22 protein-coding genes and 2 tRNA genes are annotated in these 24,995 nt (G+C 73.1%); 16 read left to right on the top strand and 8 right to left on the bottom strand.

Features of this window, described 5'->3' with window-relative positions:
* The first annotated feature begins 6 nt into the window (after positions 1-6).
* Positions 7-762, top strand: coding sequence for an AIM24 family protein (locus ACFC0G_RS10740; RefSeq protein ID WP_376400407.1), 756 nt, complete (start codon positions 7-9; stop codon positions 760-762).
* Positions 763-819: 57 nt separating this feature from the next.
* Here the strand turns inward: ACFC0G_RS10740 and ACFC0G_RS10735 are convergent, their stop codons facing one another.
* Entirely contained in the window at positions 820-1,341 is a 522-nt protein-coding gene (locus ACFC0G_RS10735) for an NUDIX hydrolase (protein ID WP_376400404.1), read from the bottom strand.
* Positions 1,338-2,795 (bottom strand): zinc-dependent metalloprotease, encoded by a 1,458-nt coding sequence (locus ACFC0G_RS10730; RefSeq protein WP_376400401.1) that lies wholly within the window; start codon positions 2,793-2,795, stop codon positions 1,338-1,340. Before ACFC0G_RS10730 ends, ACFC0G_RS10735 begins: the two co-directional genes overlap by 4 nt.
* A gap of 215 nt (positions 2,796-3,010) precedes the next feature.
* On the opposite strand from ACFC0G_RS10730, the gene ACFC0G_RS10725 reads away from it, so the two are divergent.
* The 4 genes from ACFC0G_RS10725 (at position 3,011) to ACFC0G_RS10710 (ending at position 6,273) form a co-directional block, all read left to right on the top strand.
* On the top strand, positions 3,011-4,120 hold the full coding sequence (locus ACFC0G_RS10725) for an SDR family oxidoreductase (protein ID WP_376400399.1): 1,110 nt from the start codon (positions 3,011-3,013) through the stop codon (positions 4,118-4,120).
* A gap of 149 nt (positions 4,121-4,269) precedes the next feature.
* Positions 4,270-4,731, top strand: coding sequence for a molybdenum cofactor biosynthesis protein MoaE (locus ACFC0G_RS10720; protein ID WP_376400396.1), 462 nt, complete (start codon positions 4,270-4,272; stop codon positions 4,729-4,731).
* Between the two features lie 245 nt (positions 4,732-4,976).
* Positions 4,977-5,111 carry a hypothetical protein gene (locus tag ACFC0G_RS10715; RefSeq protein WP_376400542.1) on the top strand — a complete coding sequence of 45 codons (135 nt, stop codon included), beginning with the start codon at positions 4,977-4,979 and terminating at the stop codon, positions 5,109-5,111.
* A 73-nt stretch (positions 5,112-5,184) separates the two neighbouring features.
* Positions 5,185-6,273 (top strand): PDZ domain-containing protein, encoded by a 1,089-nt coding sequence (locus ACFC0G_RS10710; protein ID WP_376400393.1) that lies wholly within the window; start codon positions 5,185-5,187, stop codon positions 6,271-6,273.
* Positions 6,274-6,400: 127 nt separating this feature from the next.
* On the opposite strand, the gene ACFC0G_RS10705 is transcribed toward ACFC0G_RS10710, so the two are convergent.
* Positions 6,401-6,952, bottom strand: coding sequence for a PPA1309 family protein (locus ACFC0G_RS10705; RefSeq protein ID WP_376400390.1), 552 nt, complete (start codon positions 6,950-6,952; stop codon positions 6,401-6,403).
* 135 nt (positions 6,953-7,087) lie between these two features.
* Between ACFC0G_RS10705 and ACFC0G_RS10700 the strand changes: the two genes are divergently transcribed.
* From ACFC0G_RS10700 to ACFC0G_RS10685, 4 genes are all read left to right on the top strand, one after another.
* Positions 7,088-9,979 (top strand): UPF0182 family protein, encoded by a 2,892-nt coding sequence (locus ACFC0G_RS10700; protein WP_376400534.1) that lies wholly within the window; start codon positions 7,088-7,090, stop codon positions 9,977-9,979.
* A 45-nt stretch (positions 9,980-10,024) separates the two neighbouring features.
* Positions 10,025-10,098, top strand: a tRNA-Met gene (locus ACFC0G_RS10695).
* 202 nt (positions 10,099-10,300) lie between these two features.
* A complete protein-coding gene (locus tag ACFC0G_RS10690) occupies positions 10,301-12,307 on the top strand; it encodes a sel1 repeat family protein (RefSeq protein WP_376400387.1) in 2,007 nt (668 codons plus the stop codon).
* A 60-nt stretch (positions 12,308-12,367) separates the two neighbouring features.
* A tRNA-Met gene (locus ACFC0G_RS10685) sits at positions 12,368-12,441 on the top strand.
* Positions 12,442-12,591: 150 nt separating this feature from the next.
* On the opposite strand, the gene ACFC0G_RS10680 is transcribed toward ACFC0G_RS10685, so the two are convergent.
* Positions 12,592-13,011, bottom strand: a complete 420-nt coding sequence (locus tag ACFC0G_RS10680) for a Fur family transcriptional regulator (RefSeq protein WP_376400384.1) — start codon at positions 13,009-13,011, stop codon at positions 12,592-12,594.
* Positions 13,012-13,162: 151 nt separating this feature from the next.
* Here ACFC0G_RS10680 and ACFC0G_RS10675 point away from each other — a divergent pair, with 151 nt between their 5' ends.
* Positions 13,163-14,632 carry a catalase gene (locus ACFC0G_RS10675; protein WP_376400382.1) on the top strand — a complete coding sequence of 490 codons (1,470 nt, stop codon included), beginning with the start codon at positions 13,163-13,165 and terminating at the stop codon, positions 14,630-14,632.
* Between the two features lie 60 nt (positions 14,633-14,692).
* Here ACFC0G_RS10675 and ACFC0G_RS10670 read toward each other — a convergent pair whose 3' ends face one another.
* On the bottom strand, positions 14,693-15,085 hold the full coding sequence (locus tag ACFC0G_RS10670) for a cyclic nucleotide-binding/CBS domain-containing protein (protein ID WP_376400380.1): 393 nt from the start codon (positions 15,083-15,085) through the stop codon (positions 14,693-14,695).
* Between the two features lie 208 nt (positions 15,086-15,293).
* Between ACFC0G_RS10670 and ACFC0G_RS10665 the strand changes: the two genes are divergently transcribed.
* Positions 15,294-15,821: a hypothetical protein gene (locus ACFC0G_RS10665; RefSeq protein WP_376400377.1), complete on the top strand. Its 528-nt coding sequence runs from the start codon at positions 15,294-15,296 to the stop codon at positions 15,819-15,821.
* A 112-nt stretch (positions 15,822-15,933) separates the two neighbouring features.
* On the opposite strand, the gene ACFC0G_RS10660 is transcribed toward ACFC0G_RS10665, so the two are convergent.
* Positions 15,934-17,406 (bottom strand): BTAD domain-containing putative transcriptional regulator, encoded by a 1,473-nt coding sequence (locus ACFC0G_RS10660; RefSeq protein ID WP_376400374.1) that lies wholly within the window; start codon positions 17,404-17,406, stop codon positions 15,934-15,936.
* Between the two features lie 134 nt (positions 17,407-17,540).
* Here ACFC0G_RS10660 and ACFC0G_RS10655 point away from each other — a divergent pair, with 134 nt between their 5' ends.
* From ACFC0G_RS10655 to ACFC0G_RS10640, 4 genes are all read left to right on the top strand, one after another.
* The gene (locus ACFC0G_RS10655) at positions 17,541-20,612 is read left to right on the top strand and encodes a BTAD domain-containing putative transcriptional regulator (RefSeq protein ID WP_376400371.1); all 3,072 of its coding nucleotides are present in this window, start codon (positions 17,541-17,543) and stop codon (positions 20,610-20,612) included.
* A gap of 90 nt (positions 20,613-20,702) precedes the next feature.
* Positions 20,703-21,611, top strand: a complete 909-nt coding sequence (locus tag ACFC0G_RS10650) for a CAP domain-containing protein (RefSeq protein WP_376400368.1) — start codon at positions 20,703-20,705, stop codon at positions 21,609-21,611.
* A gap of 5 nt (positions 21,612-21,616) precedes the next feature.
* A complete protein-coding gene (locus tag ACFC0G_RS10645) occupies positions 21,617-22,489 on the top strand; it encodes a peptidoglycan-binding protein LysM (RefSeq protein ID WP_376400365.1) in 873 nt (290 codons plus the stop codon).
* A 29-nt stretch (positions 22,490-22,518) separates the two neighbouring features.
* Complete coding sequence (locus ACFC0G_RS10640) at positions 22,519-23,109, top strand: RICIN domain-containing protein (RefSeq protein ID WP_376400362.1); 591 nt, start codon at positions 22,519-22,521, stop codon at positions 23,107-23,109.
* 57 nt (positions 23,110-23,166) lie between these two features.
* Here the strand turns inward: ACFC0G_RS10640 and hisN are convergent, their stop codons facing one another.
* Positions 23,167-23,976: a histidinol-phosphatase gene (gene hisN / locus ACFC0G_RS10635; RefSeq protein ID WP_376400359.1), complete on the bottom strand. Its 810-nt coding sequence runs from the start codon at positions 23,974-23,976 to the stop codon at positions 23,167-23,169.
* Between the two features lie 122 nt (positions 23,977-24,098).
* Here hisN and ACFC0G_RS10630 point away from each other — a divergent pair, with 122 nt between their 5' ends.
* Positions 24,099-24,743, top strand: coding sequence for a TetR/AcrR family transcriptional regulator (locus tag ACFC0G_RS10630; RefSeq protein WP_376400356.1), 645 nt, complete (start codon positions 24,099-24,101; stop codon positions 24,741-24,743).
* On the opposite strand, the gene ACFC0G_RS10625 is transcribed toward ACFC0G_RS10630, so the two are convergent.
* Positions 24,635-24,958, bottom strand: a complete 324-nt coding sequence (locus ACFC0G_RS10625) for a multidrug efflux SMR transporter (RefSeq protein WP_267045756.1) — start codon at positions 24,956-24,958, stop codon at positions 24,635-24,637. The two genes, ACFC0G_RS10630 and ACFC0G_RS10625, sit on opposite strands and share 109 nt — an antisense overlap.
* Between the last annotated feature and the right edge of the window lie 37 nt (positions 24,959-24,995).

Here is a 24,995-nt window from a genome sequence, read left to right as displayed (position 1 = left end):
CACACCATGCAGAGCCCGCTTTTCAACCACGCCGAACAGCAGAGCCAGGAGCGGTACGTCATCCAGAACCCGCAGCTCCTGCGGGTCAGCCTGACCGGGCAGGACGACATCCTGGCCCGCAAGGGCGCCATGGTCGCGTACCAGGGGCTCGTCGACTTCGACGGCGAGTACCAGACCCCGAACCAGCGCCGGGCCCGCGCCCGCACGGGCGAGGGCCTCGACCTGATGCGCTGCTCCGGCCAGGGCACGGTCTACTTCGCCAACCTCGCGCAGAACGTCCACGTCGTGGAGGTCGACCACGACGGCCTGACCGTCGACAGCTCCTACGTCCTGGCGCTGGACTCGACCCTCCACACCGAGGTCATCGCCGTCGACAGCCAGTACGGCATCTCCGGCTCCGGCAAGTACCAGCTCAACATCTCCGGCCGCGGCAAGGTCGCCCTCATGACCTCGGGCCAGCCGCTGATGATGCAGGTCACGCCCGAGAAGTACGTCAGCGTCGACGCGGACGCGATCGTCGCCTGGTCCACCGGGCTGCGCGTCCAGATGCAGGCGCAGACGCACAACTCCAGCGTCCGCCGCCGCCGCGGCGACACGGGCGAGGGCTGGGAGCTCAGCTTCCTCGGCCAGGGCTTCGCGCTCGTCCAGCCCAGCGAGGTCATGCCCCCGCAGCACGTGGCCATCGGCCAGGGCATCGCCGCCCAGTTCGGCGCCGGCCAGCAGGGTGCCCACGCGCAGAACCAGAACAACGCCTGGAACTGAGCCCGGCATGCGGGTAAGGGGCGGTCGCCACGGCGACCGCCCCTTACCCGTGTCCCGTCACAGACGGGCGAGCGTGCTGTCGAGCAGTCGCACCACCGACGTGTCCGCCACGCCGGCCACCTCCTCGTAAGCGAACCAGCGCAGGTCCAGCGACTCCTCGCTGATCTCCGCCGCGGCCCCCGCCGGAGCGAGCGCCGCGTACTGCACGTCCAGGTGCCAGTGGCACGGCGCCGGAATCGGATGCCGGTCGAGCCGCACCGGACCGCCCGGCAGCAGGCTCAGGCCCGCGATCCCCGACTCCTCCGTCGCCTCGCGCAGCGCGGCCGCCTCCAGCGTCCCGTCACCCGCCTCGCAGTGACCGCCCATCTGCAGCCACATGCCCAGCTTCTTGTGCAGCGTCAGCAGCACCTGACCCCGCGAGGGGTCGATCACCAGCGCGCTGCCCGTGAGGTGGCCCGCCCCGCACGGCTTGTACATGCCGTCCGGGTGGGCGGCCAGGTGATCCAGATAGAGGTCACGCAGCTCCGGCTGGTCCTCGTACGCCTTCAGTACGAGGACCGCGTCATCGTGCAGACTCACGCCTTGTCGTCCCCGTCCTCCGCGTCGCCCTTCCCGGCCTCGCCCTTCCCCGGGTCGCCCTTCGCCGCCTCGCCGAGCATCTTGTCGAGCTCCGAGAAGTCGAGGTGCTCACGGTGGACGAAGCCGTCCGGGTCGTCCAGGTCGGTCGCCGTCGGCAGCATGTCCGGGTGCTCCCACAGACCGTCCCGGCCGTCGACCCCGCGCGCGTCCGTCAGCGAGGCCCACAGGCGCGCCGCGTCCCGCAGTCGCCGCGGACGCAGTTCGAGACCGATCAGCGTCGCGAAGGTCTGCTCGGCCGGACCGCCCGAGGCCCGGCGCCGGCGCAGCGTCTCGCGCAGCGCGTCCGCCGAGGTCAGCCGAGACTTGGCGGCCTCGTGGACCACCGCGTCCACCCAGCCCTCGACCAGCGCGAGCGCCGTCTCCAGACGGGCCAGGGCCGCCTTCTGCTCCGGGGTGTCCTCCGGCTGGAACATGCCCTGCTGGAGGGCCTCCTGCAGCTGCTCCGGGTGCGTCGGGTCGAGCTGGCCGACCGCCTCCTCCAGCTTCGAGGTGTCGACCTTGATCCCGCGCGCGTACCCCTCGACCGCGCCGAACAGATGCGCCCGCAGCCACGGCACGTGCGCGAAGAGCCGCTGGTGGGCGGCCTCGCGCAGGGCCAGGTAGAGCCGCACCTCGTCCGAGGGCACGCCCAGGTCCTTGCCGAAGGCCTCGACGTTCAGCGGGAGCAGCGCCGCGCGCCCGGCCGGGCCGAGCGGCAGACCGACGTCCGTCGAGCCGACGACCTCACCGGCGAGCGCGCCCACGGCCTGCCCGATCTGCTGGCCGAACATGGCGCCGCCCATGGAGCGCATCATGCCGATCAGCGGGCCGGCCATGGCCTGCATCTCCTCCGGCAGGACATCGCCCATCGCCGCGCCGACGCGCTCGGCGACCGGGTCCACGAGCTGCTGCCACGCCGGGAGCGTCGCCTCGACCCACTCCGCGCGGCTCCACGCCACCGCCGTGCTCGCGCCCGAGGGCAGCGAGGTCACGCCGTCCAGCCACAGGTCGGCCAGGCGCACGGCCTCCTCGACCGCGGACTTCTCCGCGGGGCCCACGCTGGCGTCCTTGGTGCCGTCGGCGGTCCCCTGGGCCACCACCTGGCGGGCGATCTGCTTGGCCATGTCCCAGTTCACGGGACCGCCCTCGTAGCTCAGCATCTGACCGAGCTGCTGGAAGGCCGCACCCAGATCGTTGGGGTTCAGGGAGCCGAACATCGCCGCGAACGGATTGTCCGCGCCGCCGGGCCCGCCCATGCCGGGCAGCCCGCCGAAGCCGAACGGGTTCGCCCCGAACGGGTTGCCGCCCTGGCCGCCGGAGCCCTGGCCACCTCCGGCGGGGTCCTTCTTCTTGCCCTCGTCGCCGTTCTCCGGCTCCTCCGGCGGAAGGCCGAATCCGAATGGGGTGTCACTCACAGGTTTCCTCGGCTCGTAGGGCCGCCGGCCTCCTGCCGACGGCGACTGCCCGACCAGGGCCTGTCCAAGACAGGCCCCGCACACCACCAGCGTAGACATCCGGGCCGGAAATGGGCTCGGTGCTCCGCCGGGCCGTGCCCTGCGGCAGGATGGACGCCACCTGGTCCGTACGCGTCATGCGTGTACGTACTGAAGACAACCGCTGGAGACGCCCGGTGAGTTCCCCAGATCCTCAGGTTCGCGGAGCGCGAAACCCCTCAACCCGGTCCGCCGCGCGCGGCCCCGTCGTCGCGGTCACCGGCGCCGCTTCCGGCGTGGGTGAGCTGCTGACCAGGCGCCTTGCCGCCTCCGACGAGATCAAGCAGGTCGTCGCGATCGACGAGCGCCGCGGCGAGGTCGCCGAGGCGAAGTGGCACATCCTCGACGTGCGCGATCCGGCCATCGCGGAGAAGCTCCGCGGCGCGGACGTCGTCGTCCACCTCGCCGTCGATCTCGACCTGGAGACCGACCCCGCCGCCCGAACGGCCTACAACGTGCGCGGCACGCAGACCGTCCTGACCGCCGCCGCGGCCGCCGGCGTGCACCGCGTGGTGCTCTGCACCTCCGCGATGGTCTACGGCGCCCTGCCCGACAACGACATCCCGCTCTCCGAGGACGCCGAGCTCAAGGCGACGGCGGAGGCCACCGGCGTCGGCGACATGCTGGAGATCGAGCGCCTCGGCCGCCGCGCCCCGCGCGCGCACCCCGGCCTCAACGTCACCGTCGTCCGCCCGGCCGTCCTCGTCGGCGGTACGGACACGGCGCTGACCCGCTACTTCGAGTCGCCCCGGCTGCTCGTCGTCGCCGGCTCCCGGCCCACCTGGCAGTTCTGCCACGTCGACGACCTGGTGAGCGCCCTGGAGTACGCGGCCCTGGAGAAGGTCGACGGCGAGTTCGCGGTCGGCTGCGAGGGCTGGCTGGAACAGGAGGAGGTCGAGGAGCTCTCCGGGATCCGGCGCATGGAGCTCCCCTCGGCCGTCGCCCTCGGCGCTGCGGCCCGCCTCCACCGGATCGGGCTCACCCCGTCCCCGGCCGGCGACCTCGCGTACACCATGCATCCCTGGGTGGTGAGCGTCGGACGGCTCCACGACGCCGGCTGGCGGCCGAAGTGGACGAACGAGGAGGTCCTCACCGCGCTCCTGGAGGAGGTCGAGGGCCGCCACACGGTCGCCGGCCGCCGACTGGGCCGCAAGGACGCGACGGCGGCGGGCGCGGCCGGTGCGACGGTGGCGCTGCTCGGTACGGCCGCCCTCGTCCGGCAGATGCGGAAGCGGCGCGGCATCTGACCCGCGCCGGGAGCGGGCCAGGGCCGGGCGTCGGGCCCGCGCCGGGAGCGGGTCCGACGCCCGGCCTGTAGAACCCTCCTACGGAGGGTTCCGACGACCGGTCGAAACCGCTATTCCGGGATGTCGGGGGCGTGCGGCACCATGGGCGCATGGCACCCACCCACGACCACCCCGGCGAGCAGGCCGCCGCCGACCCGATCAAGCTCCTCGCGATCCGGGAGACCCCGCTCTCCGTGGACGAGGTCTTCCGGGCCGTCGGCGACGACGCCTCCGGCGGCACGACGCTCTTCGTGGGCACCGTCCGCAACCACGACGGAGGCGCGGACGTCGACGGGCTCGGCTACTCCTGCCACCCCTCCGCGGAGGCGGAGCTGCGCCGCGTCGCGGAGAAGGTCGTCGCGAACTATCCGGTCCGCGCGCTGGCCGCCGTCCACCGCGTCGGCGACCTCCGGATCGGTGACATCGCGGTCGTCGTCGCCGTCTCCTGCCCCCACCGCGGCGAGGCCTTCGAGGCCTGCCGCAAGCTGATCGACGACCTCAAGCACGAGGTCCCGATCTGGAAGCACCAGACCTTCTCGGACGGTACCGAGGAGTGGGTCGGGGCCTGCTGAGGCCTTGTCTTGCGGGCCCCGGGCCCGCAAGGCGGCGCGCCGACAGCGCGTAGCCGAACGCCCGATTTGCGTAACCGGCCCCCAGGCGCGAGCGTTGATGCCACAGATGAATAGTCTGCTGATCAACTCACTGGGGATGGGAGGTCGGGATGGCAGCGCTGGCCTGGTTGCTGATTCCGCTTTTCGCAGTCGTCGGCGCGGCGATATGGGGAAGCTGGGCTTCGAGGAACAGGACGATAGGTGACGTGGCCGAGCTCGCCGGCTACGCCCGATTCCGGGACGCGATGGAGCGGTCCCACACCACGACGGACGCCCCCGTCGTCCAGGAGCGCGAGCCGGCCACGACGGTGACTCCCGTCTCCACGTCGGCGTCCAGCTGACGCGGTCCCACCGGCCGCCCCGTACGGCCCGCCCCAGGGGTGCACCCACAGGCGAGTCCCGTACTGTCGTTCCATGCCACGCCGCACCGCGACGATGCTCGCCTCCACCCTGGTGTTGATCTGTCTGCTCATCGCAGGCGTCCTGATCCCGGTGCCGTACGCGGAGATGAGTCCCGGCCCCACGGTGAACACCCTGGGAGAGGCCAGGGGAGAGCCCGTCCTCTCGATCTCCGGACGCAAGACCTACCCGACCGACGGGCACCTCAACATGACGACGGTCCGCGTCACCAGCGCGGACTACAAGATGAACGCCGTCGAGGCGGTCTACGGCTGGCTCGCCCACGACAACGTGGTGGTGCCGCACGACACGCTCTACCCGGACGGCAAGACCGAGGAGCAGTCGAGCCAGGAGAACGCCGAGGAGTTCAGCCAGTCCCAGGAGAGCGCCAAGGTGGCCGCCCTCGGAGAGCTGGGCATCCCGGTGACCAGCCGCGTCGTCGTCGCCACCGTCGTCAAGGGCTCTCCGGCGGAGGGCAGGCTGCACGCCGGTGACGTCATCAGGGCCGTGGACGGCGTGGCCGTCACCGAGCCGGGCGATGTCGCGAAGCAGGTCACGAAGCGCAAGCCGGGCCAGGACGTCGTCTTCACGATCGTCCCCGCCAAGGAGGCGGCGCAGGCCGAGAAGGCCGGCAAGGAGCCGACCGTCACCCGGAAGGTGGTCATCAAGACCGCGACCTCCGAGGAGGGCGACCGGGCCATCGTCGGCATCCAGGCCGGGACCGACCACGTCTTCCCGTTCACCATCGACATCAACCTCGCCGACGTCGGCGGCCCCAGCGCCGGTCTGATGTTCGCCCTCGGCATCGTCGACAAGCTCACCCCGGAGAGCCTCACCGACGGCAAGTTCATCGCCGGCACGGGCACGATCGACGACGAGGGGAAGGTCGGCCCGATCGGCGGCATCGACATGAAGCTCGTCGGCGCGCGCAAGGCGGGCGCGGAGTACTTCCTCACCCCCGCCGACAACTGCAAGTCCGCCGCCTCCGACACGCCCGACGGTCTGACCCTGATCAAGGTCGACACCATCGACGACGCCACGAAGTCGCTGGAGAAGCTCCGCAAGGGCGACACGGCGAACCTGCCGAGCTGCTCGAAGAGCTGACCGGCCCGGAAACGGACGAGGGGCGCCCGGTCGGCCGACCGGGCGCCCCCTCTTCGTACCGCCGCCGGGGACCGGCGCGGCTGCGGGCCATGCGGACTGCGCGGACTGTGCGGGCCTGGCGGGCGCCTTACGACTCGAAGGTCGCCGCCAGCGCCTCGGCGAGGCCCGGCACCAGGTCGGGGCCGGTCAGGACCTCGGTCGTCGAGTCCTTCTCGCGCAGCCGGATCGCCGCCTCACGGGCGCCGCCGCGCAGCACCGCCACGGTCATCCGGACCTCCTGGCGGTCCGGGTGCGAGGCCACCCACTTGGTGAGCTGCTTCTCGCTCAGCCCCTGCGGGACCTGGGACTCCGCCGACGGGGGCAGCATCAGCCGCTCCACGGTCAGCGCGCAGCCGGCCACGGAGGCGGGCCAGGCGATCGTGCCGAGGAAGTCGTCGAGCGGCTTCCCGCGCGGCAGCTTGTCCTGCTCGATGGGGGTGAAGGCGGTGGCGTCGTCGCCCAGGCCGAGCTGGGAGGCGAGGGCGGGCTCCTTGGCGCGGAGCCGTGCGGTGTCGACGAGGGCGAACAGACGGGCCGGCTGGTCCCAGCCGAGACCCGACGCGTACTCGTCGATCTCGAGTACCGCGCGGGTGAGGGGGCTCGCGGCCATCGCCGGGCCTGAGGGGGAAACGTTGGACATGACCAATATCCTGCCTCCTCTTCACCCGAAGACGGGAACTAGGTAAAGCCTCAGTAAGTTGCATCAGTGGGCTCTACGATCGCGGGGCCTGCTTTCAGACGCATCAACATCGAGGGGCGCACGTTGGCTTTCCAGATGCCGGACCGCGGCGGTAGCCCGTCCGGGCCGAGGATGAGAGTCGGCCGGCCGTCCCGGCGGGCCCGCACCCTGCTCATGACACTCGGGGTGCTGGCCGTCCTGGCCATGGCGTTCGTGATGTTCGCCGGGTTCTGGACGGACTGGCTCTGGTATCGCTCGGTCGAGTACTCGTCCGTGTTCACCACCACCCTGTGGACCAAGATCGGGCTCTTCGCCGTCTTCGGTCTCCTCATGGGGCTCGCCGTCGGCCTCAACATCTGGCTGGCGTACCGGCTGCGTCCGCCGCTCAGCGCGATGTCGCTGGAGCAGCAGAGCCTCGACCGGTACCGGATGGGGGTCGCCCCCTTCAAGAAGTGGGTGCTGCTCGCGGTCACGGTCCTGGTGGGGCTGATCGCCGGAGCCTCGGCCTCCGGCCAGTGGCGCACCTGGCTCATGTGGGTCAACGGGGTGAAGTTCGGCCAGAAGGACCCGCAGTTCGGGCTCGACGTGTCGTTCTACGCCTTCGACCTGCCCTGGTACCGCTTCCTCCTCGCCTTCGGCTTCGCCGCCGCCGTCCTGTCGCTGATCGCCGCCGCGCTCACGCACTACCTGTACGGCGGACTGCGGATCACCAGCCCGGGCGCCCGCGCGACCGCCGCCGCCACCGGTCACCTCTCGGTGCTGCTCGGCGTCTTCGTCTCGCTCAAGGCCGTGGCGTACTGGCTCGACCGGTACGGCCTGGCGGTGAAGTCCAGCGACTTCAAGGCCACCGGCAACTGGACGGGCCTGCGGTACGTCGACGCCAACGCGTACCTGCCGGCGAAGACGATCCTGTTCTGCATCGCCGCGATCTGCGCCGTGCTGTTCTTCGCGACGCTCTGGCGCCGCACCTGGCAGCTGCCGGTGATCGGCTTCGGTCTGATGGTGCTCTCCGCGATCCTGATCGGCGGCCTGTACCCGGCCATCGTGCAGAAGTTCCAGGTCCAGCCGAACGAGCAGGCCAAGGAAGCGCCGTACATCCAGAAGAACATCGACGCGACCCGCAAGGCGTACGCGATCGACTCGACGAAGCCCGAGAACTACTCGGGCAAGTCGACGGTCAAGGCCAAGGACCAGCTCCGCACGGACGCCGACTCGGCGGCCAGCTACCGCGTCCTCGACCCGAACATCGTCTCGCCGACGTTCCAGCAGCTGGAGCAGAAGCGGAAGTACTACCAGTTCCCGACGACCCTGGACGTGGACCGCTACCAGGGCAAGGACACCGTGGTCGGTCTGCGGGAGCTCAACATCAAGGGCATCCCGAAGCGGAACTGGATCAACGACCACTTCACCTACACCCACGGCTACGGCGCGATCATGGCCGCGGGGACGACGACGGACGCCAACGGCTCCCCGGTCTTCACCGAGTCCGGACTGCCGACGACCGGTGACCTCGGCACGTACCAGCAGCGGATCTACTACGGCGAGAAGACCGACCAGTACTCGATCGTGGGCGGCCCGCAGAAGGAGCTGGACTACGAGGAGAACGGCGAGAAGACCACCAGCTACAAGGAGAAGAGCGGCGTCAGCCTCTCCGGCGCGTTCAACCGCGCCGCCTACGCGGTGGCCTTCAGCGAGCCGCAGATCCTCTACTCGGGGGCCATCGGCGAGGGCTCGCGGATCCTCTACAACCGCACGCCCAAGGAGCGCGTCGAGGCGGTCGCGCCCTGGCTGACCATCGACGGCGACGCCTACCCGGCGGTCGTCGACGGGCGGATCCAGTGGATCGTCGACGCCTACACGACGACGAACGGCTACCCGTACGCCTCGCGCACCACGCTCGGGGACACGACGGCCGACTCCCTGACCGTCGGCAACCAGCAGCGCGCGGTCGTCGCCCAGCAGAACCAGGTCAACTACATCCGCAACTCGGTGAAGGCCACCGTCGACGCCTACGACGGCACGGTGAACCTCTACGAGTGGGACACGCAGGACCCGGTCCTCAAGACCTGGATGAAGGCGTTCCCGGACACGGTGAAGCCGAAGTCCGAGATCAAGGGCGACCTGATGGCGCACCTGCGCTACCCGCAGGACATGTTCAAGGTCCAGCGCGAGCTGCTGACCCGCTACCACGTCACCGACCCCGCGCAGTTCTACAGCGGCTCGGACGCCTGGCAGGTGCCGGACGACCCGACCAACAAGGACGGCAACGCGGTCCCGCCGTACTACCTGAGCATGAAGATGCCCGGGGACACGGCGCAGCGCTTCTCGCTGACGACGACGTTCACGCCGAACGGCCGGCCCAACCTGGGCGGCTTCATGGCGGTCGACGCCGACGCCACCAGCAAGGAGTACGGGCGGCTGAGGCTGCTGCGGGTCACCGAGGACGTCCCGGGCCCGGCCCAGGTGCAGAGCAAGCTCAACGGTCTGCCGGACGTCGCCCAGTTCGTCCGGGACATGAAGGGCGCCGACTCCGACATCCAGTACGGCAACCTGCTGACCGTGCCGCTCGACGGCGGGTTCCTGTACGTGGAGCCGGTGTACGCCCAGGGGCGGAACGCGCTCTACCCGCTCCTGAAGAAGGTCGCGGTGTCCTACGTGGACGCGGACCAGCCGGAGGGTGACACGACCAAGGACACCACGGTGTTCGAGGACAACCTCACCGACGCCCTGAACGCGGTCTTCGGGGTGGAGGCACCGACGAAGCCCACGACCCCGCCGCCGGGCACCACGCCCCCGCCGCCGACGTCGAACGACGCCGCGCTGAAGGCCGCGATCGCCGACGCCCAGAAGGCGTACGACGCGGGCGAGGCGGCGCTCCAGAAGGGCGACTGGACGGCGTACGGCAAGGCGCAGGAGGACCTCCAGGACGCTCTGGAGCGCGCTGCGGACGCCGGAGCGAAGCTCAAGAGCACGGGATCAAGCGGCTGACCTGAGGTTTTGCCTCCCCGCGTCGTGATACTGTGGTTTCACCGACGCGGGGTGGAGCAGCTCGGTAGCTCGCTGGGCTCATAACCCAGAGGTCGCAGGTTCAAATCCTGTCCCCGCTACTCAGAACGAGGGCCCGGATCCATAAGGATCCGGGCCCTCGTCGTGTGTCGAGGTGACGGGGGGCACCGAAGAGCGGTACGGAGGGGGCGAGTTGGTGTGAGGCGTGTTTGACTTGTCTCTCTGTGGGCATGTCGACAAAACGCTGAGTGACCTCACTGGCTGCGGTATACCAGGTGTGCTCGGGTTGCGGGTGGTGCGACGATGGTATTTATGGGGGACAGGGCAACTCTGTTGGAGACAGGGCGGTTTGTGCAGCGGCACGCCAGAAACGCCGCGGACGAGATCATCGAGGCAGTGGGGGCCGTCGATGCGGCCGTCGACATCACCGCCGAGACCGATGCAGACACCGACACCGACACCGAGAACGAGACGGAAACCGAGAGCGAGGCGCGCCACCGGCGCGCGGCCGAGCGCGGAGACCTCGCCTCGATGAGCGCGCTCGGCGCGCTGCTGCTGCGCCGCGGTGACCTCGACGGCGCCGAGCCCTTCCTGCGCGGCGCCACCGCCGAGGGGGACCGGGCCGCCGCCAACAACCTGGGCGTCCTGCTGCACCAGCGGGGGTACGCCGACGAGGCCGCCGGCTGGTGGCGGGTCGCCGCCGTCGCCGGCTCCGCGCCCGCCGCCCACGCCCTCGGCCGCCACCACCGCGAGCGCGGCGACGAGCCGGCCGCCGAGTACTGGCTGCGCCAGGCCGCCGAGCAGGGCCACGCCCTGGGCGCCTACGCCCTCGCCGACCTCCTGGAGCACCGCAGCGACGTCGGCGCCGAGCGCTGGCTGCGCGCCGCCGCCGAGCAGGGCCACCGCGAGGCCGCCTACCGCCTCGCCCTCGCCCTGGAGCGCCGCGCGACCGAGCCGGGCCACGGGCCGCACGAGACCGGCCGCGGGCCGCACGAGACCGGCACGCGGCTCCGGGCGCCCGGTGGCGCCGCCGGCGCGGGCACGGCCCCTCCGGCGGGCGCGGCACCCGGCGGGGTGACGGAGCCCGCCCCGCCGAAGGGCGAGCTCACCGAGGCCGAGCAGTGGTTCCGGCAGGCCGCCGCCCGCGGGCACCGGCGCGCCGCGCTGCACCTCGGCGCGATCCTGGAGAAGCGCGGCGACCTCAAGGAGGCCGGCCGCTGGTACCTGAGCTCCGCCAAGGAGGGCGAGGCCAAGGCCGCCTGCGCCCTCGGTTTCCTCCTCCGCGACGCGGGCGACCAGGAGAGCGCCGCCGTGTGGTGGCTGCGCGCCGCCCAGGACGGCGACGGCAACGCCGCCAACGCCCTCGGAGCGCTGCACGCGGCCCGCGGCGAGCAGCAGACCGCCGAGCGCTGGTACCGCGCCGCCATGGACGCGGGCGACGTCAACGGGGCGTACAACCTCGGGCTGCTCTGCGCCGCCCAGGACCGGATCCCGCAGGCCGAGCAGTGGTACCGCCGCGCCGCCTACGCGGGCCACCGCGAGGCCGCCAACGCGCTCGCCGTGCTGCTCCTCCAGGCCGGCGACGCGAACGGCGCCGAGCCGTGGTTCTCCAAGGCGGCCGAGGCCGGCAGCGTGGACGCCGCGTTCAACCTGGGCATCCTCCACGCGGGCCGCGACGACGACCGCAAGGCCCTCGTCTGGTACGAGCGGGCCGCCGCCGCCGGGCACACCGAGGCCGCCCTCCAGGTCGGCATCGCCGCCCTGCGCGACGGCGACGAGCGGACCGCCGAGCGGCACCTGCGGTGCGCGGCCGGCGGCGGCAGCGCCGAGGCCGCCTTCCGGCTGGCCACGGTCCTCGACGCCCGCCGCCCCGATCCCGGCCCCGCCGTCCTCGGCGCATCCCGGGACGAGAAGTCCGAGTGCGAGGAGTGGTACGAGCGGGCCGCCCAGCAGGGGCACCGGCGCGCCCAGGTGCGGGTCGGGATGCTCGCGGCGGGCCGCGGCGACCTCGCGGAGGCCGACCGCTGGTACCGCGAGGCGGCGGAGGCGGGCAGCCGCAACGGCGCCTTCAACCTCGGGCTGCTCCTCGCCCGTGAGGGCAGCGAGCGCGAGGCCGCCCTCTGGTGGACCCGTGCCGCCCGGGCGGGCCACGGCCGCGCCGCGCTCCGGCTCGCGCTGCTCGCGGCGCGCCGGGGCGAACTCACCGAGGGGCGGCACTGGTGCGCCCGTGCGGTGGAGCTCGGCCCGGCGGAGGTCGCCGAGCGAGCGGCCCGGCTGAGCGAGGCGCTGCACCAGGAGCTGACCGCGTAACCCCTGGTCGGAACGGATTTGCACTGGTCGGGGGCCGTCCCGTAGAGTCGTGTTTACCGACGCGGGGTGGAGCAGCTCGGTAGCTCGCTGGGCTCATAACCCAGAGGTCGCAGGTTCAAATCCTGTCCCCGCTACTCAGTAGCAACGAAGGCCCGGATCCGGTTTCGATCGGATCCGGGCCTTCGTCGTTCCCGGGTGCCGGCCGCACGAGAAGGCCGTCCCACGAGAAGAGCCCCCGCCGGAGCGGGGGCTCTTCTCGTGAAGGCGTCAGGGTGTGAGGCGCGTCAGGCCGTCGTGGCGCAGCTCGGGCAGACGCCGCGGTACGTGACCTCGACGTTGGAGATCGTGAAGCCGAAGCGCTCCGTGTCCGGCAGGTCCGCCATCGGGTCGCCGGCCGGGTGGACGTCGCGGATGGCGCCGCAGCGGCCGCAGACCAGGTGCTGGTGCGGGCGGTGGGCGTTGGGGTCGTACCGCTTGGCGCGGCCGTCCGTCGCGACTTCCATGACCTCGCCGAGGGTGACCATCTCGCCCAGCGTGTTGTACACGGTCGCGCGAGAGATCTCGGGCAGCCTCGAAACAGCGCGGGCGTGGACCTCGTCGGCGGTCAGGTGTACGTGATCCCCGTCGAGGACCTCGGCCACGACACGCCGCTGCGCGGTCATCCGCCAGCCGCGTCCGCGCAGTCGTTCCAACAGGTCACTCATGGGCGCCAGCCTAACAGTCGGGGGACGCGGGTCCCGAACGGGTGTGACTTTGGAAGTCCACTTGACTTAGACATTGTCTATCGTAGGATCGAACCCGGCATTGGCCAAGGACCCGAACAGGGTCCGGGCCGAGGGACAGGACTCGCAGGACATGACGCAGGAGGCGCACGTGACGCAGGGACCGCTCACCACGGAGGCCGGCGCGCCGGTCGCCGACAACCAGAACAGCGAGACGGCGGGCGTCGGCGGACCGGTCCTCGTGCAGGACCAGCTCCTCCTGGAGAAGCTCGCCCACTTCAACCGCGAGCGCATCCCGGAGCGCGTGGTCCACGCGCGCGGTGCGGGCGCCTACGGCACCTTCACGCTCACCCGTGACGTCTCGCAGTGGACGCGTGCCGCGTTCCTCTCCGAGGTCGGCAAGGAGACCGAGACGTTCCTGCGCTTCTCCACCGTCGCGGGCAACCTCGGTGCGGCCGACGCGGTCCGCGACCCGCGCGGCTGGGCGCTGAAGTTCTACACCGAAGAGGGCAACTACGACCTCGTCGGCAACAACACCCCGGTGTTCTTCATCAAGGACGCCATCAAGTTCCCCGACTTCATCCACACCCAGAAGCGCGACCCGTACTCGGGCTCGCAGGAGGCGGACAACGTCTGGGACTTCTGGGGCCTCTCCCCGGAGTCGACCCACCAGGTCACCTGGCTCTTCGGCGACCGCGGCATCCCCGCCTCGTACCGCCACATGAACGGCTACGGCTCGCACACGTTCCAGTGGAACAACGAGGCCGGCGAGGTCTTCTGGGTCAAGTACCACTTCAAGACCGACCAGGGCATCAAGAACCTCACCCAGGCCGAGGCCAACCGCCTCGCCGGCGAGGACCCGGACTCGCACCAGCGCGACCTGCGCGAGTCCATCGAGCGCGGCGACTTCCCGACCTGGACCGTGCAGGTCCAGATCATGCCCGCGGCCGAGGCGGCCGAGTACCGCTTCAACCCGTTCGACCTCACCAAGGTGTGGCCGCACGAGGACTACCCGCCGATCGAGATCGGCAAGCTGGAGCTCAACCGCAACCCGGAGAACGTCTTCGCCGAGGTCGAGCAGTCGATCTTCAGCCCGGCGCACTTCGTGCCCGGCATCGGCCCGTCCCCGGACAAGATGCTCCAGGGCCGCCTCTTCGCGTACGGCGACGCCCACCGCTACCGCGTCGGCATCAACGCCGACCACCTGCCGGTGAACCGCCCGCACGCCACCGAGGCGCGGACCAACTCCCGTGACGGCTACCTGTACGACGGCCGCCACAAGGGCGCGAAGAACTACGAGCCGAACAGCTTCGGCGGCCCGAACCAGACGGACCGGCCGCTGTGGCAGCCGCTCCCCGTCACCGGCCTCACCGGCGACCACGCCGCTCCCTCGCACTCCGAGGACAGCGACTTCGTGCAGGCGGGCAACCTCTACCGCCTGCTGTCGGAGGACGAGAAGGGCCGTCTCGTCGAGAACCTGGCGGGCTTCATCGCCAAGGTCTCACGGGACGACATCGCCGAGCGGGCGATCGACAACTTCCGCCAGGCGGACGGTGACTTCGGCAAGCGGCTCGACGCCGCGGTCCAGGCCCTGCGCGGCTGAGGACGCTTGTCGTAGACAGGGACCGGGCCGGACTCCTCACGGAGTCCGGCCCGTTCTCGTTCACCGGCCGGCGACGCTGTGCACCGGAATCCAGCAGCGGATGATGTCCCGTACGGAGACGATGCCGACGGGTCCCCGGTCGTCGAGGACGACGAGGTGACGGAAGCCGCCGTGCGTCATGGCCTCGGCCGCCTCCGCCAGGGTCCAGGTGGGCGCGGCGAAGACGACGTCATGGGTGGTGTGGGAGCCCGCGGCCTCGACGTCGGGGTCCTGGTCGCGGGCGAGCGAGTTGAGGATGTCGCGCTCGGTGAGGATGCCGAGCCCGCCGGCGTCGGAGTCGAGGACGACGGCCGCGCCGACGCGGCGCGCCGACATCAGCCGGGCCGCTTGGCGGAGGGTGTGGGCGGGGCCGATGGTGAGGACCACCGTGCTCATGGCGTCGCGGACGAGCATGGACGGAGCCACCTCCTTGGTGAAGCCTTCAACGAGAAGGAATTCACAAGTTCACAAGTGGGGGGACTTTCAGAGTGGCACCGGGGGAGGGGGCCGACAAGGGGGCGCGCGAGGCGCCCCGGGGAGCGCGCGGCGGCCGCGTTCATCGTTTGTCTACCGCCACCGTCGAGGATCGGCGCGCACGCAGAACCGACGGAAGGCAACGGGGATGAACACGATCGTGAAGAAGGCGCTGCGCAGGGCGGCGGGGGTTGCGGCGGCCGGCCTCCTTGCGGTGGCGGGGACGGTGGCCGGATCCGGCACCGCACAGGCCGCGTACGACCCCGGCACCCACACGCTGTGGGGCGACGAGCCGCTGTACCAGGGCTGGCACGTGAGCACCGACTACGCACGGCTCATCATGCAGACCGACGGCAACCTCGTCTTCTACCGGACGACCACGGCGGGCGACTGGTCGCGCGCCACGCCCTACTGGGCCACCAACACCGTCGGCTGCGGCTCCAAGGCGGTCATGCAGAGCGACGGCCGACTCGTGGTGCGGAGCGCGGACGGCCGCGAGTGCGCCTCGCGGGGCCACGACAAGGGTGCCGCCGCCTACGCCTGCCTCCAGGTCGGGGAAGGCCCGGGCGGCCTTCACATCTGGTACACGAACACCCGGTGCGGCAGCTTCACGGCCCTCGCGGGGCGGACGCTGAGCTCGACGACCGAGGACAGGATCCTCTCCGACCTGTACTGATTTCCCAGATCCCCCAGATCCCCCAGATCCCCCCGATTCCCCTCCCCCTCCGCACGTGGCCCCGGCCGGAACCCCCTCCGGCCGGGGCCACCTCGCGTCCGCGCCCGGCGGCTCAGTCCGAGAGGCGGCCCACCAGATCCGCCACCGACCACTGCGGCCGGGCCGCGAGCCGTGTCGCCGCCGACCGCAGCCGGGCCGGCAGCCGGCCGCACAACTCGGCCAGTTCCCGCGCGGCGGCGGACTCCCGGCGGATCCGGTCCGGGCCGGCGATCCGGGCGAGCAGCTCGTACGCGTCCTCCGGATCGAGCGGTCCGACCGGCAGCCGTACGGTCCCTGCTCCCGCTGCCGTGCCCGTCTCCCCGACTCCGTCCGCTGCCGTCCCCGCCGCTGTCCCCGCCTCCGCCTCCGTGACCAGGGCCGCGCAGCCCGCACCGCCCGGCAGCAGCGGGCCCGGCTCCGGCACGCCGTCGAGCAGCACCAGGACCCGGCGGCCCGCGAGCGCCGCCCGGTAACGCGCCCCGAGCTCGCCCTTGCCCGTCCCCTCCGGCGGCCGCTCGCCCAGCGCCCGCAGGAACCCGGCCATGACCTCTCGTACGGCTCCGGGGGCATCGCCCCGCGCGTACAACTGGCCGTCCGGGAACGCGTCCCGCACCCGGTGCGCCAGATGCACCGCGAGCGTCGAGGCGCCCGCCCCGAACGGCCCCGAGAGGACCACGACCACCGGGCCGTCACCCCGCCCGCCGCCGGACCGCAGCAGCCGCTCCGCCTCCCGCACCTGCGCCCCCCGCCCCACCAGATCCGGGATGTCCGGCGGCAGCTGGCGCGGACGCGGTACGGCGAACCCCGGACCTTCGCGCCGGATCCGCTCGTACAGGCCGGTCAGCGCCCCGCCCGGATCCAGCCCGAGGCGCCGGTCCAGCCGCTCCCGCAGCGCCTCGAACAGCGCCAGCGCCTCCGTCCGGCGGCCGCACCGGTACAGCGCGAGCAGACACAGCCGGTGCGCCTCCTCGTCCTCCGGTCGCGCCGCCGTCAGCTCGCGCAGCGCCGCGAGGACCTCGGCGTGCCGGCCGAGCGACAGCTCCGCCTCGTACGACGCCATGACCGCCGCGTGGCGCGAGGCCGCGAGCCGCTCCCGGGCGCGTGCCGCGAGCGGCCCCGGCACCCCGTCGAGCGCGGCCCCCGACCACCGGCCCAGGGCGCGCGCCAGCAGCTCCCGCGCCTCTTCGGGGGCGTCGCGCAACCGGGCGGCGGCGCGGCCCGCCTCGTCCTCGTACCGGAAGACGTCCACCGCCTCGCGGGCGACGGCGAGCCGGTAGCCGCCCGGCCCGGCGACCAGGACGCCCGGACGGTCGAGGGCCCGCCGCAGCCGGTGGGCGTGCGTGCCGATCTGGCCGACCGGGTCCTTGGGCCAGTCCTCCTCGTCCTCGCCCCACAGCGCCGTGATCAGCCGCTGGGTGGGCACCAGCTCGCCGGGCGCGAGCAGCAGGGCGCACAGCAGCGCCTGCTGCTGCGGGCGGCCGAGCGCACGCTCCCGTCCGTCGAGCCATGCGCGCGGTGGGCCGAGAACGGCGAATTCGAGTCCCATGACACCCCCTGAGCCATGAGTCCTTCGCGGGTCACGTGGCGCATCATAGGCGGCCGGGCCGCGCCTCCCGGAGGGGTTGCGGACCGTCGGCGCGCCGCGCCGACCAGCGGAAACGAGAGGGGAAGACGGGGGTCATGGGGGACACGGGGGACACGGGAAAGCTGAGGTTCGCGCTGCTCGGGCCGCTGCGCGCCTGGTACGGGGACGAGGAGATCGACCTCGGTCGGCCGCAGCAGCGGGCCCTGCTCGCGGTGCTGCTCGACGCGTCCGGGCGGACCGTCGCGCACGGAATGCTCGCCGAGGGGGTCTGGGGCGAGGGGGCCGCCCCCACCGACCCGCGCAAGGCGCTCCAACTGCTCGTCTACCGGCTTCGGTCCGCGTTCCGGCCGCACCTGGCCGAGTCGCCGATCGTCCGCGTCGGGGACGGGTACGCCCTGCGGGCCCCGGGCGCGTGGGTCGACACGGCCGAGTGGCGGCGGCGGGTCGCCGAGGCACCCGGCGGCGCGTCGCCGGGCGCGGTGCGGGAGGTGCTGCGCGACGCGCACCGGCTGTGGGCCGGCGAACCGCTCGCGGGCCTGCCCGGGCCCCACGCGGAGGCGGTCCGCGCCCGCCTCGCCGAGGAACGGCTCACCGCCCTGGAGCAGCGGCTCGAACTCGACGCCGAGCTCGGCGACCGCCCCGACCTCACCGCCGAGGCCGCCGCCCTCTGCCTGGAACACCCGCACCGCCCCCGCCTCGTCGCCGTCCACATGCGCGCCCTCCACCGCGCGGGCCGCACGGCGGAAGCCCTGGCCGTCTACGAGGACGCCCGCGCGTCCTTCCCCCCGGAAGCACTGTCCGGCCCACCCACCACGTACGCCCTGGGCACCACGTACGCCCCCGGCACCACGTACGCCCCGGGCACGCACCACGGCCCGGCCACCCGCCCCGCCCCGACCGTCCCCGCCCCGACCGTCCCCGCGCCGGGTTCGCCCGCCGGGCTCCAGCTGCGGATTCTGCGGGGCGACCCGACGCTGCTCGGCGAAGTGACGGCCTGGCCCGGTGAGCAGGACGCGCCCGTGTGGTGCGCGCCCGAGCAGCTTCCCGCCGGGATCGTCGACTTCACCGGCCGCGTGGATGCCGTCGACGCGCTCGCGGAGCGGCTCGCGGGGGCGGGTGGCCGGGCCGTCGTGGTGTCCGCGCTCGACGGCATGGGCGGGGTCGGAAAGACCACGCTGGCCGTGCACGCGGCCCGGCGGGCGGCCGGCCGCTTCCCCGACGGGCAGCTCTTCGCCGACCTGCGCGGCGCCGACCGCACCCCGCGCGAACCGGCCGCAGTTCTTGCCGAGTTCCTGCGCGCCCTCGGGGTGGCCGCCGAGGACGTGCCACCGGGCACGGCCGAACGCTCGGCCTGCTACCGCTCCGTGCTCACCGACCGCCGGGTCCTCGTCGTCCTCGACAACGCCGCGGAACCCACGCAGGTCGAGCCGCTACTGCCCGGCTCCGCCGGCTGCGCGGTCCTCGTCACCAGCCGCACCCGTCTGCCGGGCCTGGCAGGCGCCCACCACCTGCGGGTCGACCCGCTCCCGGCGGACGAGGCCGTCGAACTGTTCGCCCGGATCGTGGGACCCGACCGGGTCGCGGCCGAGCCGGGCCTCGTCGAGGAGATCGTCGCGGCCTGCGGGCGCCTGCCGCTCGCCGTACGGATCGCCGCCTCCCGTGTCGCCGCCGGCCCCGGAACCGGCCTCGCCGCGCTGGCCGAGGGGCTGCGGGACGAGCGGCGGCTCGCCGCGCTCGACGACGGGGAGCGGGCCGTCGAGGCCACCTTCGCGCTCTCGTACCACCGGCTCACGCCGGAGGCGGCCCGCGCCTTCCGGTTCCTCTCGCTGCCCGACGCGCCCGACGTCGCCCTGCCCTGCGCCGCCGCCCTCCTCGACCGCTCCGATGCGGAGGCCGACGAACTCCTCGAAGGGCTCGTGGACCTCAACCTGCTGCACTCGCCGGGCTTCGGCCGGTACGGCTACCACGACCTGGTCCGCGCCTACGCCCGCGACCGGCTCGCCGAGGAGGAGAGCGGTACGGAGCGGAGCGCCGCGGCCGCGCGGCTGCTCGACTTCTGCCTGGCCACCGCCCGGCACGCCGACACCGCCGCCCGCTCCGTCGACCCGGCCGAACGGAGCCTGCTCGACACGCCGGTGACCCGGGCCGGCCGTCCCCTCGCCACCGGCGCCGACGCCGTCCGCTGGATGCGCGACCAGGCCCCGGTGCACGCCGCGGCCGTCGCCCTCGCCTGCGCGGACCCGGCCCTGCCGCTCGCCCAGGCCGCCGAACTCGTCGACAAGATGGGCACGATCGTCTTCGAGCGGGACCGGACGACCGTCATCGCCGGCCTCGCCGAGCGGATCGCCGGGGCGGCCGCGGCCCGCGGCGACCGCGCACCCCAGGCCCTCGCCCGGTACGTGCGCGGCACCATGCTCTGGCACGTGAACCGCTACGAGGAGTCCTGGACCGAGATCACCCGCGCGGTCGCGCTGTGTGAGGCCCTCGCCCGGGACCCGGACCCCGCGGCCGGGCCGACCGCCCGCGTGCGGGCCAAGGCACTGCTCACGCTCGCCGGGAACGCGCGCGTGCACGGGCGGCACGCGGAGGCCGCCGAGCATGCCGGGCGGGCCGCCGAGGTGTTCCGGGAGCTCGGGGTGGAGCGGGCCGAGGGCAGCGCCCTGGGGGAGTTCGCCTTCAACGCCGCGCACACCGGGCGGCCGGCCGAGGCCCGGCGGGCCGCCGAGCGCGGCGCGCGGCTGATGAGCGGGACCGGGCCGGTGTCCGCCGCGACCGGGCGCTACTACCTGGCGCGGGTGCTGCGGCTGTGCGGCGACCCGGAGGGCGCGCTCGCCGAGGCGACCGGGGCCCGGGAGGAGTTCGCCCGGCTCCAGGTCGCGGTGTTCGAGGCGGCGGCCGGTGACCTCTCCGCCCGGATCCACGCGGAGTGCGGCCGGGCCACGCTCGCCGCGGAGGCCGCGGAGGCGGCGCTGCCGCCGGCCCGGAAGACCAGCGTGGCCCTGGAAGCGGCCCTGCTCCACACCCTCGGCTCGGCGCTCGTCTCCCTCGGCAGGCCCCGTCGGGCCCGTGCCTGCCTCCAGGACGCGGCGCAGCTGTACGAGCGGCTCGGCATCGCCGACGAGGAGGAGGCCGTACGAGCGTCGCTCGACTCCCTGCCCGCGCCGTGAGCGGCACGCTACGCGCGTTGACCGGATGTCTACCGGTGTCGGTGACCGTACTGCCCGTCAGGTCACCGACACGACTGGAGAGATCACGACATGACGACGCAGCCTCAGAACGGGCAGGTCTTGACGCTCACCGCGGGCAACGGCCTCGCCGCCGACGTCAACGCGAGCCAGACCGGCAACGGCAACCGGATCCAGGGCTGGGCGCCCAACGGCAGTGCCGCCCAGGGCTGGGTCTTCTGGGCCAAGCCGAACAGCGCCTTCCTCCTGGAGACCAGGCTCACCCACAACGCCCACGCCCCCGGCCAGGCGATGGTGATGGACTACGACTACGCGCACTACACCACCCACCTGTTCCAGGAGCACGGCCAGGCCAACCAGCTCTGGCACCTGGAGGACGCGGGCAACGGCCGGGTCCTGCTGCGCAGCGCCCGCCCCGACGAGGGCGCCGCCTACCTCACCGCCGACGCGCACGGCGCCGCGCTCGGCGTCTGGCGGCGCGACCCCGCCAACCAGGGCCAGCTCTGGCAGCTCGCCCCGGTGGGCAGCACCGGCGGCGGCCAGGGCGGCGGCTCCCAGCCGCAGCCGCAGCCCCAGCCCCAGCCGCAGCCCGCACCGGCCGGTGTGCACGGCGAGATGCTGGCCATGGTCAACGAGGAGCGCCGCCGCGCCGGAGTCCCGGCCATGCGGCTCGACGACCGGCTCTCCTCCGCCGCGCAGCGCCACGCCGACGACATGGCGCGCAACGACCTCACCCAGCACAACGGCACCGACGGGTCCGACTTCAGCCGTCGCATCAGCGACGCCGGCTTCCCCGGCAACACCGCCCGCGCCGAGAACGTCACCCCGTCCAACAGCGTCCCCGAGGCCATGCAGATGTGGATGAAGAGCCCCGGCCACCGCAGCAACATCCTCAACGGCGCCTACCGCAACCTCGGCGTCGGTTACGCGCCCCGCCAGCGCGGCAACTGGGGCCGCTTCGTCCAGACCTTCGGGAGCTGAGCCCGATGGGAACGGTCTGGATACCCGGCGCCGTACGCCTCGGCGACGGAGCCATCGGCGGCCCCATGGACAGCCCCGAGCTGCCGCCCCGGGTCGTCTGGCACACCACGGAGAGCGGCGCGGGAAACGCGGCCTTCGACTCCGTCGGCGCGTACCTGATCCGGCAGGGCAGCGAACCCCACTTCCTGTACGACCCCACCACGGACCGGCTCGGTCAGTTCGGGCCGCTCGACCGCAGCGCCCGCGCCCTGCGCAACGACGGGGACACCCGGACCAACCGGACCGGCCGGGTCTGCGTGCAGATCGAGGTCCTGGCCCGCGCCGCGACCCCGTTCACCGGCTACTGGAAGCCGGGCCCGAACTTCCGTGCGCTCATGGCGGCCGCCCGCTCCTGGGGCGTGCCCGACACATGGGCGGGCCGGGAGCGTTCCCGTACGGACTGGCGGGGGAAGGGCGGCCACTTCGGCCACGTCCACGTCCCCGGCAACGACCACTGGGACCCGGGGAAGATCGATCCCGCCCGGCTCTTCGCCGCCGCCGGCGGGTCCACCGCACCGGCACAGGCACCGGCGTCCCGGCCGCAGTTGCGGTCCGTGGTCAGCCTGGCCCGGGTGCTCGCCGCGGCCCGCACCGACCCGGCGGCCGCCCAGGGCGCCGCGGTCCACCGCGCCGACGCGCTGCCCGTCGAGAAGGCGCTCGCCGCCGAGGGGCTGCTGCGCGCCGACTGGGCGGACGGCTCCTTCGGTACCAGGACCCTCGCCGCGTACGCCGCCTGGCAGCGGCGCTGCGGCTACACCGGCGCGGACGCGGACGGCATGCCCGGCCGCACCACCCTGGAACGCCTGGGCACGGCCCACGGCTTCCAGGTCACGGCATGACACCCACCCGTCATCGAGAGAGGACGATCATGACCAGCACGACCATGACCAGCACGAAGCGAACCACCATCCGATCCTTCGCCGCCGGTCTCGGCGCCGCCGTGGCCGTCGCGGGGGCGGCCCTGGCGACCGCCCCGGCCGCGGGGGCCGCCACCACCGACGACTGCGGGATGTTCCCGCCGGGGCTGCACGCCACCACGGAGGTCGCCACCTACCGGGGCGGCGCCCTCGACCTGCCGTCGAACAACGAGGCCAACGGGCAGCGCGTCGGCACCTGGACGCCCAACGGCTCCGCGGCGCAGACCTGGGCGGTGTGGACCTACTGCGACGGCACCAGCGCCATCAGCCACGGCGACGCCGGCAAGGTGCTCGACGTCGACCGCGCATCGGGCGTCCCGCAGCTCTGGGACACGCCCGGCGGTTGGACGGGCCTCAACGACCCGTACGGCAACTGGACCCCCGCCAACCAGAAGTGGCGGCTGACCGACGGCGGCAACGGCTGGCGGATGGCGAAGAACGTGGCCACCGGCCAGTGCCTGAAGTCCAACGGCGTCGGCTACCTCAACTCCACGGCGCCGTGCGACCCGAACGACGCCGGCCAGTGGTGGAAGCTCGGCTGACCCCCGGCCCGGCCCACGCCCGGGTGCGACTCACCCGGGCCCGGCCGAAGGAGCCGCTCAGCCCTCGGCGTTCTCCTGGTTGAGGTAGCTCAGCAGCTCCCCGTGCAGCAGCCCGTTCGAGGCCGCCGCGTTCCCGCTGTGCGGGCCGTGGCGGCCGTCGAGCCCGGTGTACGTGCCGCCGGCCTCCTGGACGACGACCGCCACCGCCGCCATGTCCCACAGGGACAGCTCCGGCTCGGCGCAGATGTCCACGGAGCCCTCGGCGACCATCATGTACGGCCAGAAGTCGCCGTACGCACGCGTCCGCCAGCACGCGCGCGTGAGGTCGAGGAAGCCGTCGAGCCGCCCCTGCTCCTCCCAGCCGCTCAGCGAGGAGTACGCGAAGGAGGCGTCTTCGAGGGTGGCCACCTTCGACACCCCGAGCCGGGTCGCCGAGGCCAGGCTGCGGCCCGTGTACGCGCCCAGGCCCTTCGCCGCCCACCAGCGGCGGCCGAGCGCCGGGGCCGACACCACGCCCACCACCGGCTGGAAGCCGGTCTCCCCGGCCTCCATCAGCGCGATCAGGGTCGCCCAGACGGGCACCCCGCGCACGTAGTTCTTGGTGCCGTCGATCGGGTCGATCACCCAGCGGCGGGGGCCCGAGCCCTCCACGCCGTACTCCTCGCCCAGGATCGCGTCACGCGGCCTGGCGCGCTGGAGCTGGCCGCGGATCAGCTCCTCCGCGGCCTTGTCGGCCTCGCTCACCGGGGTCATGTCCGGCTTCGTCTCGACCTTGAGGTCGAGCGCCTGGAATCGGTCCATGGTGGCCGCGTCGGCGGCATCCGCGAGGACGTGGGCGAGACGCAGATCATCGTGGTAATCGGCCATGGTCGGCACTCTATCTCCGCGTGATCCCCGCGCGGAGAACCGTCCACCGGCGCCCTTGACAGTGCGGGGACGCCTGCCGACGCTGAGCACGGAAACGTTTCGGTCGGTCCCGGGAGGCGAGGATGCCGACGGCCCGCGAGGCCCTGCTCGACGCCGCGCTCGCCGCGCTCGCCGACCGGTCCTGGTCCGCGATACGGATGGTCGACCTCGCGACCGCGGCCCGGGTGTCCCGGCAGACCCTCTACAACGAGTTCGGCAGCAAGGAGGGGCTCGCCCGCGCCCTCGCGCGCCGGGAGGCCGACGCCTATCTCCAGGGCGTCCGGACGCTGCTCGCCGTTCCCGCCCCGCCCGAGCGGAACCTCGTCGCCGTCGCCGAGTGGACGGTCGCCCGGGCCGCCGCCCGCCCCGTGCTGCGGGCCCTGCTCACCGGTGCCTGGAACGAGCGGCTGCCCGCGCCCCGGCCGGTCCGCCCGGGCGCCCCCCTCGCCCCCGTACCCGCCCAGCGGCACGCCGACGAGGGGTCGCCCGCGCCGGGTGAGCTCGTGGCGGCGGCCGCGGCCTGTGCGGGTGAGCGGTGGGCGGCCGGCTGCGAGCTCGCCGTCCGGCTCGCCCTCAGCCACGTCGTCGCGCCCCCGGTGGCGTCCGGCCGGCCGGAGGGTCAGTGCGAGGAGCCGGAGAGCTGGAGGCCGATGACGCCGGCGATCACCAGCGTGATCGAGACGATCTTGAGGGTGGAGACGACGTCGCCGAGGAAGATCATTCCGTAGATCGCGGTCCCGGCCGCGCCGATCCCCGTCCACACCGCGTACGCCGGACCCACGTCCAGCTTCCGCAGCGCGAGGGTGAGCAGCCCGAAGCTGCCCAGGGCGAAGGCCGCGAAGGCGATCGTCGGCCACAGCCGGGTGAACCCGTGCGAGAGCTTCAGGCAGACCGCGAAACCGGTCTCCAGGACACCGGCCACCACCACCAGCAGCCACGCCATCGTCAGTGCCTCCCACGCCGTCGGTGACTGCTTCGTC

The organism is Streptomyces sp. NPDC056169 (assembly GCF_042268445.1).
Lineage (GTDB): Bacteria > Actinomycetota > Actinomycetes > Streptomycetales > Streptomycetaceae > Streptomyces.
Note: the sequence above shows the minus strand (reverse complement) of the source record. Positions and strands in the feature narration are given on the sequence as shown.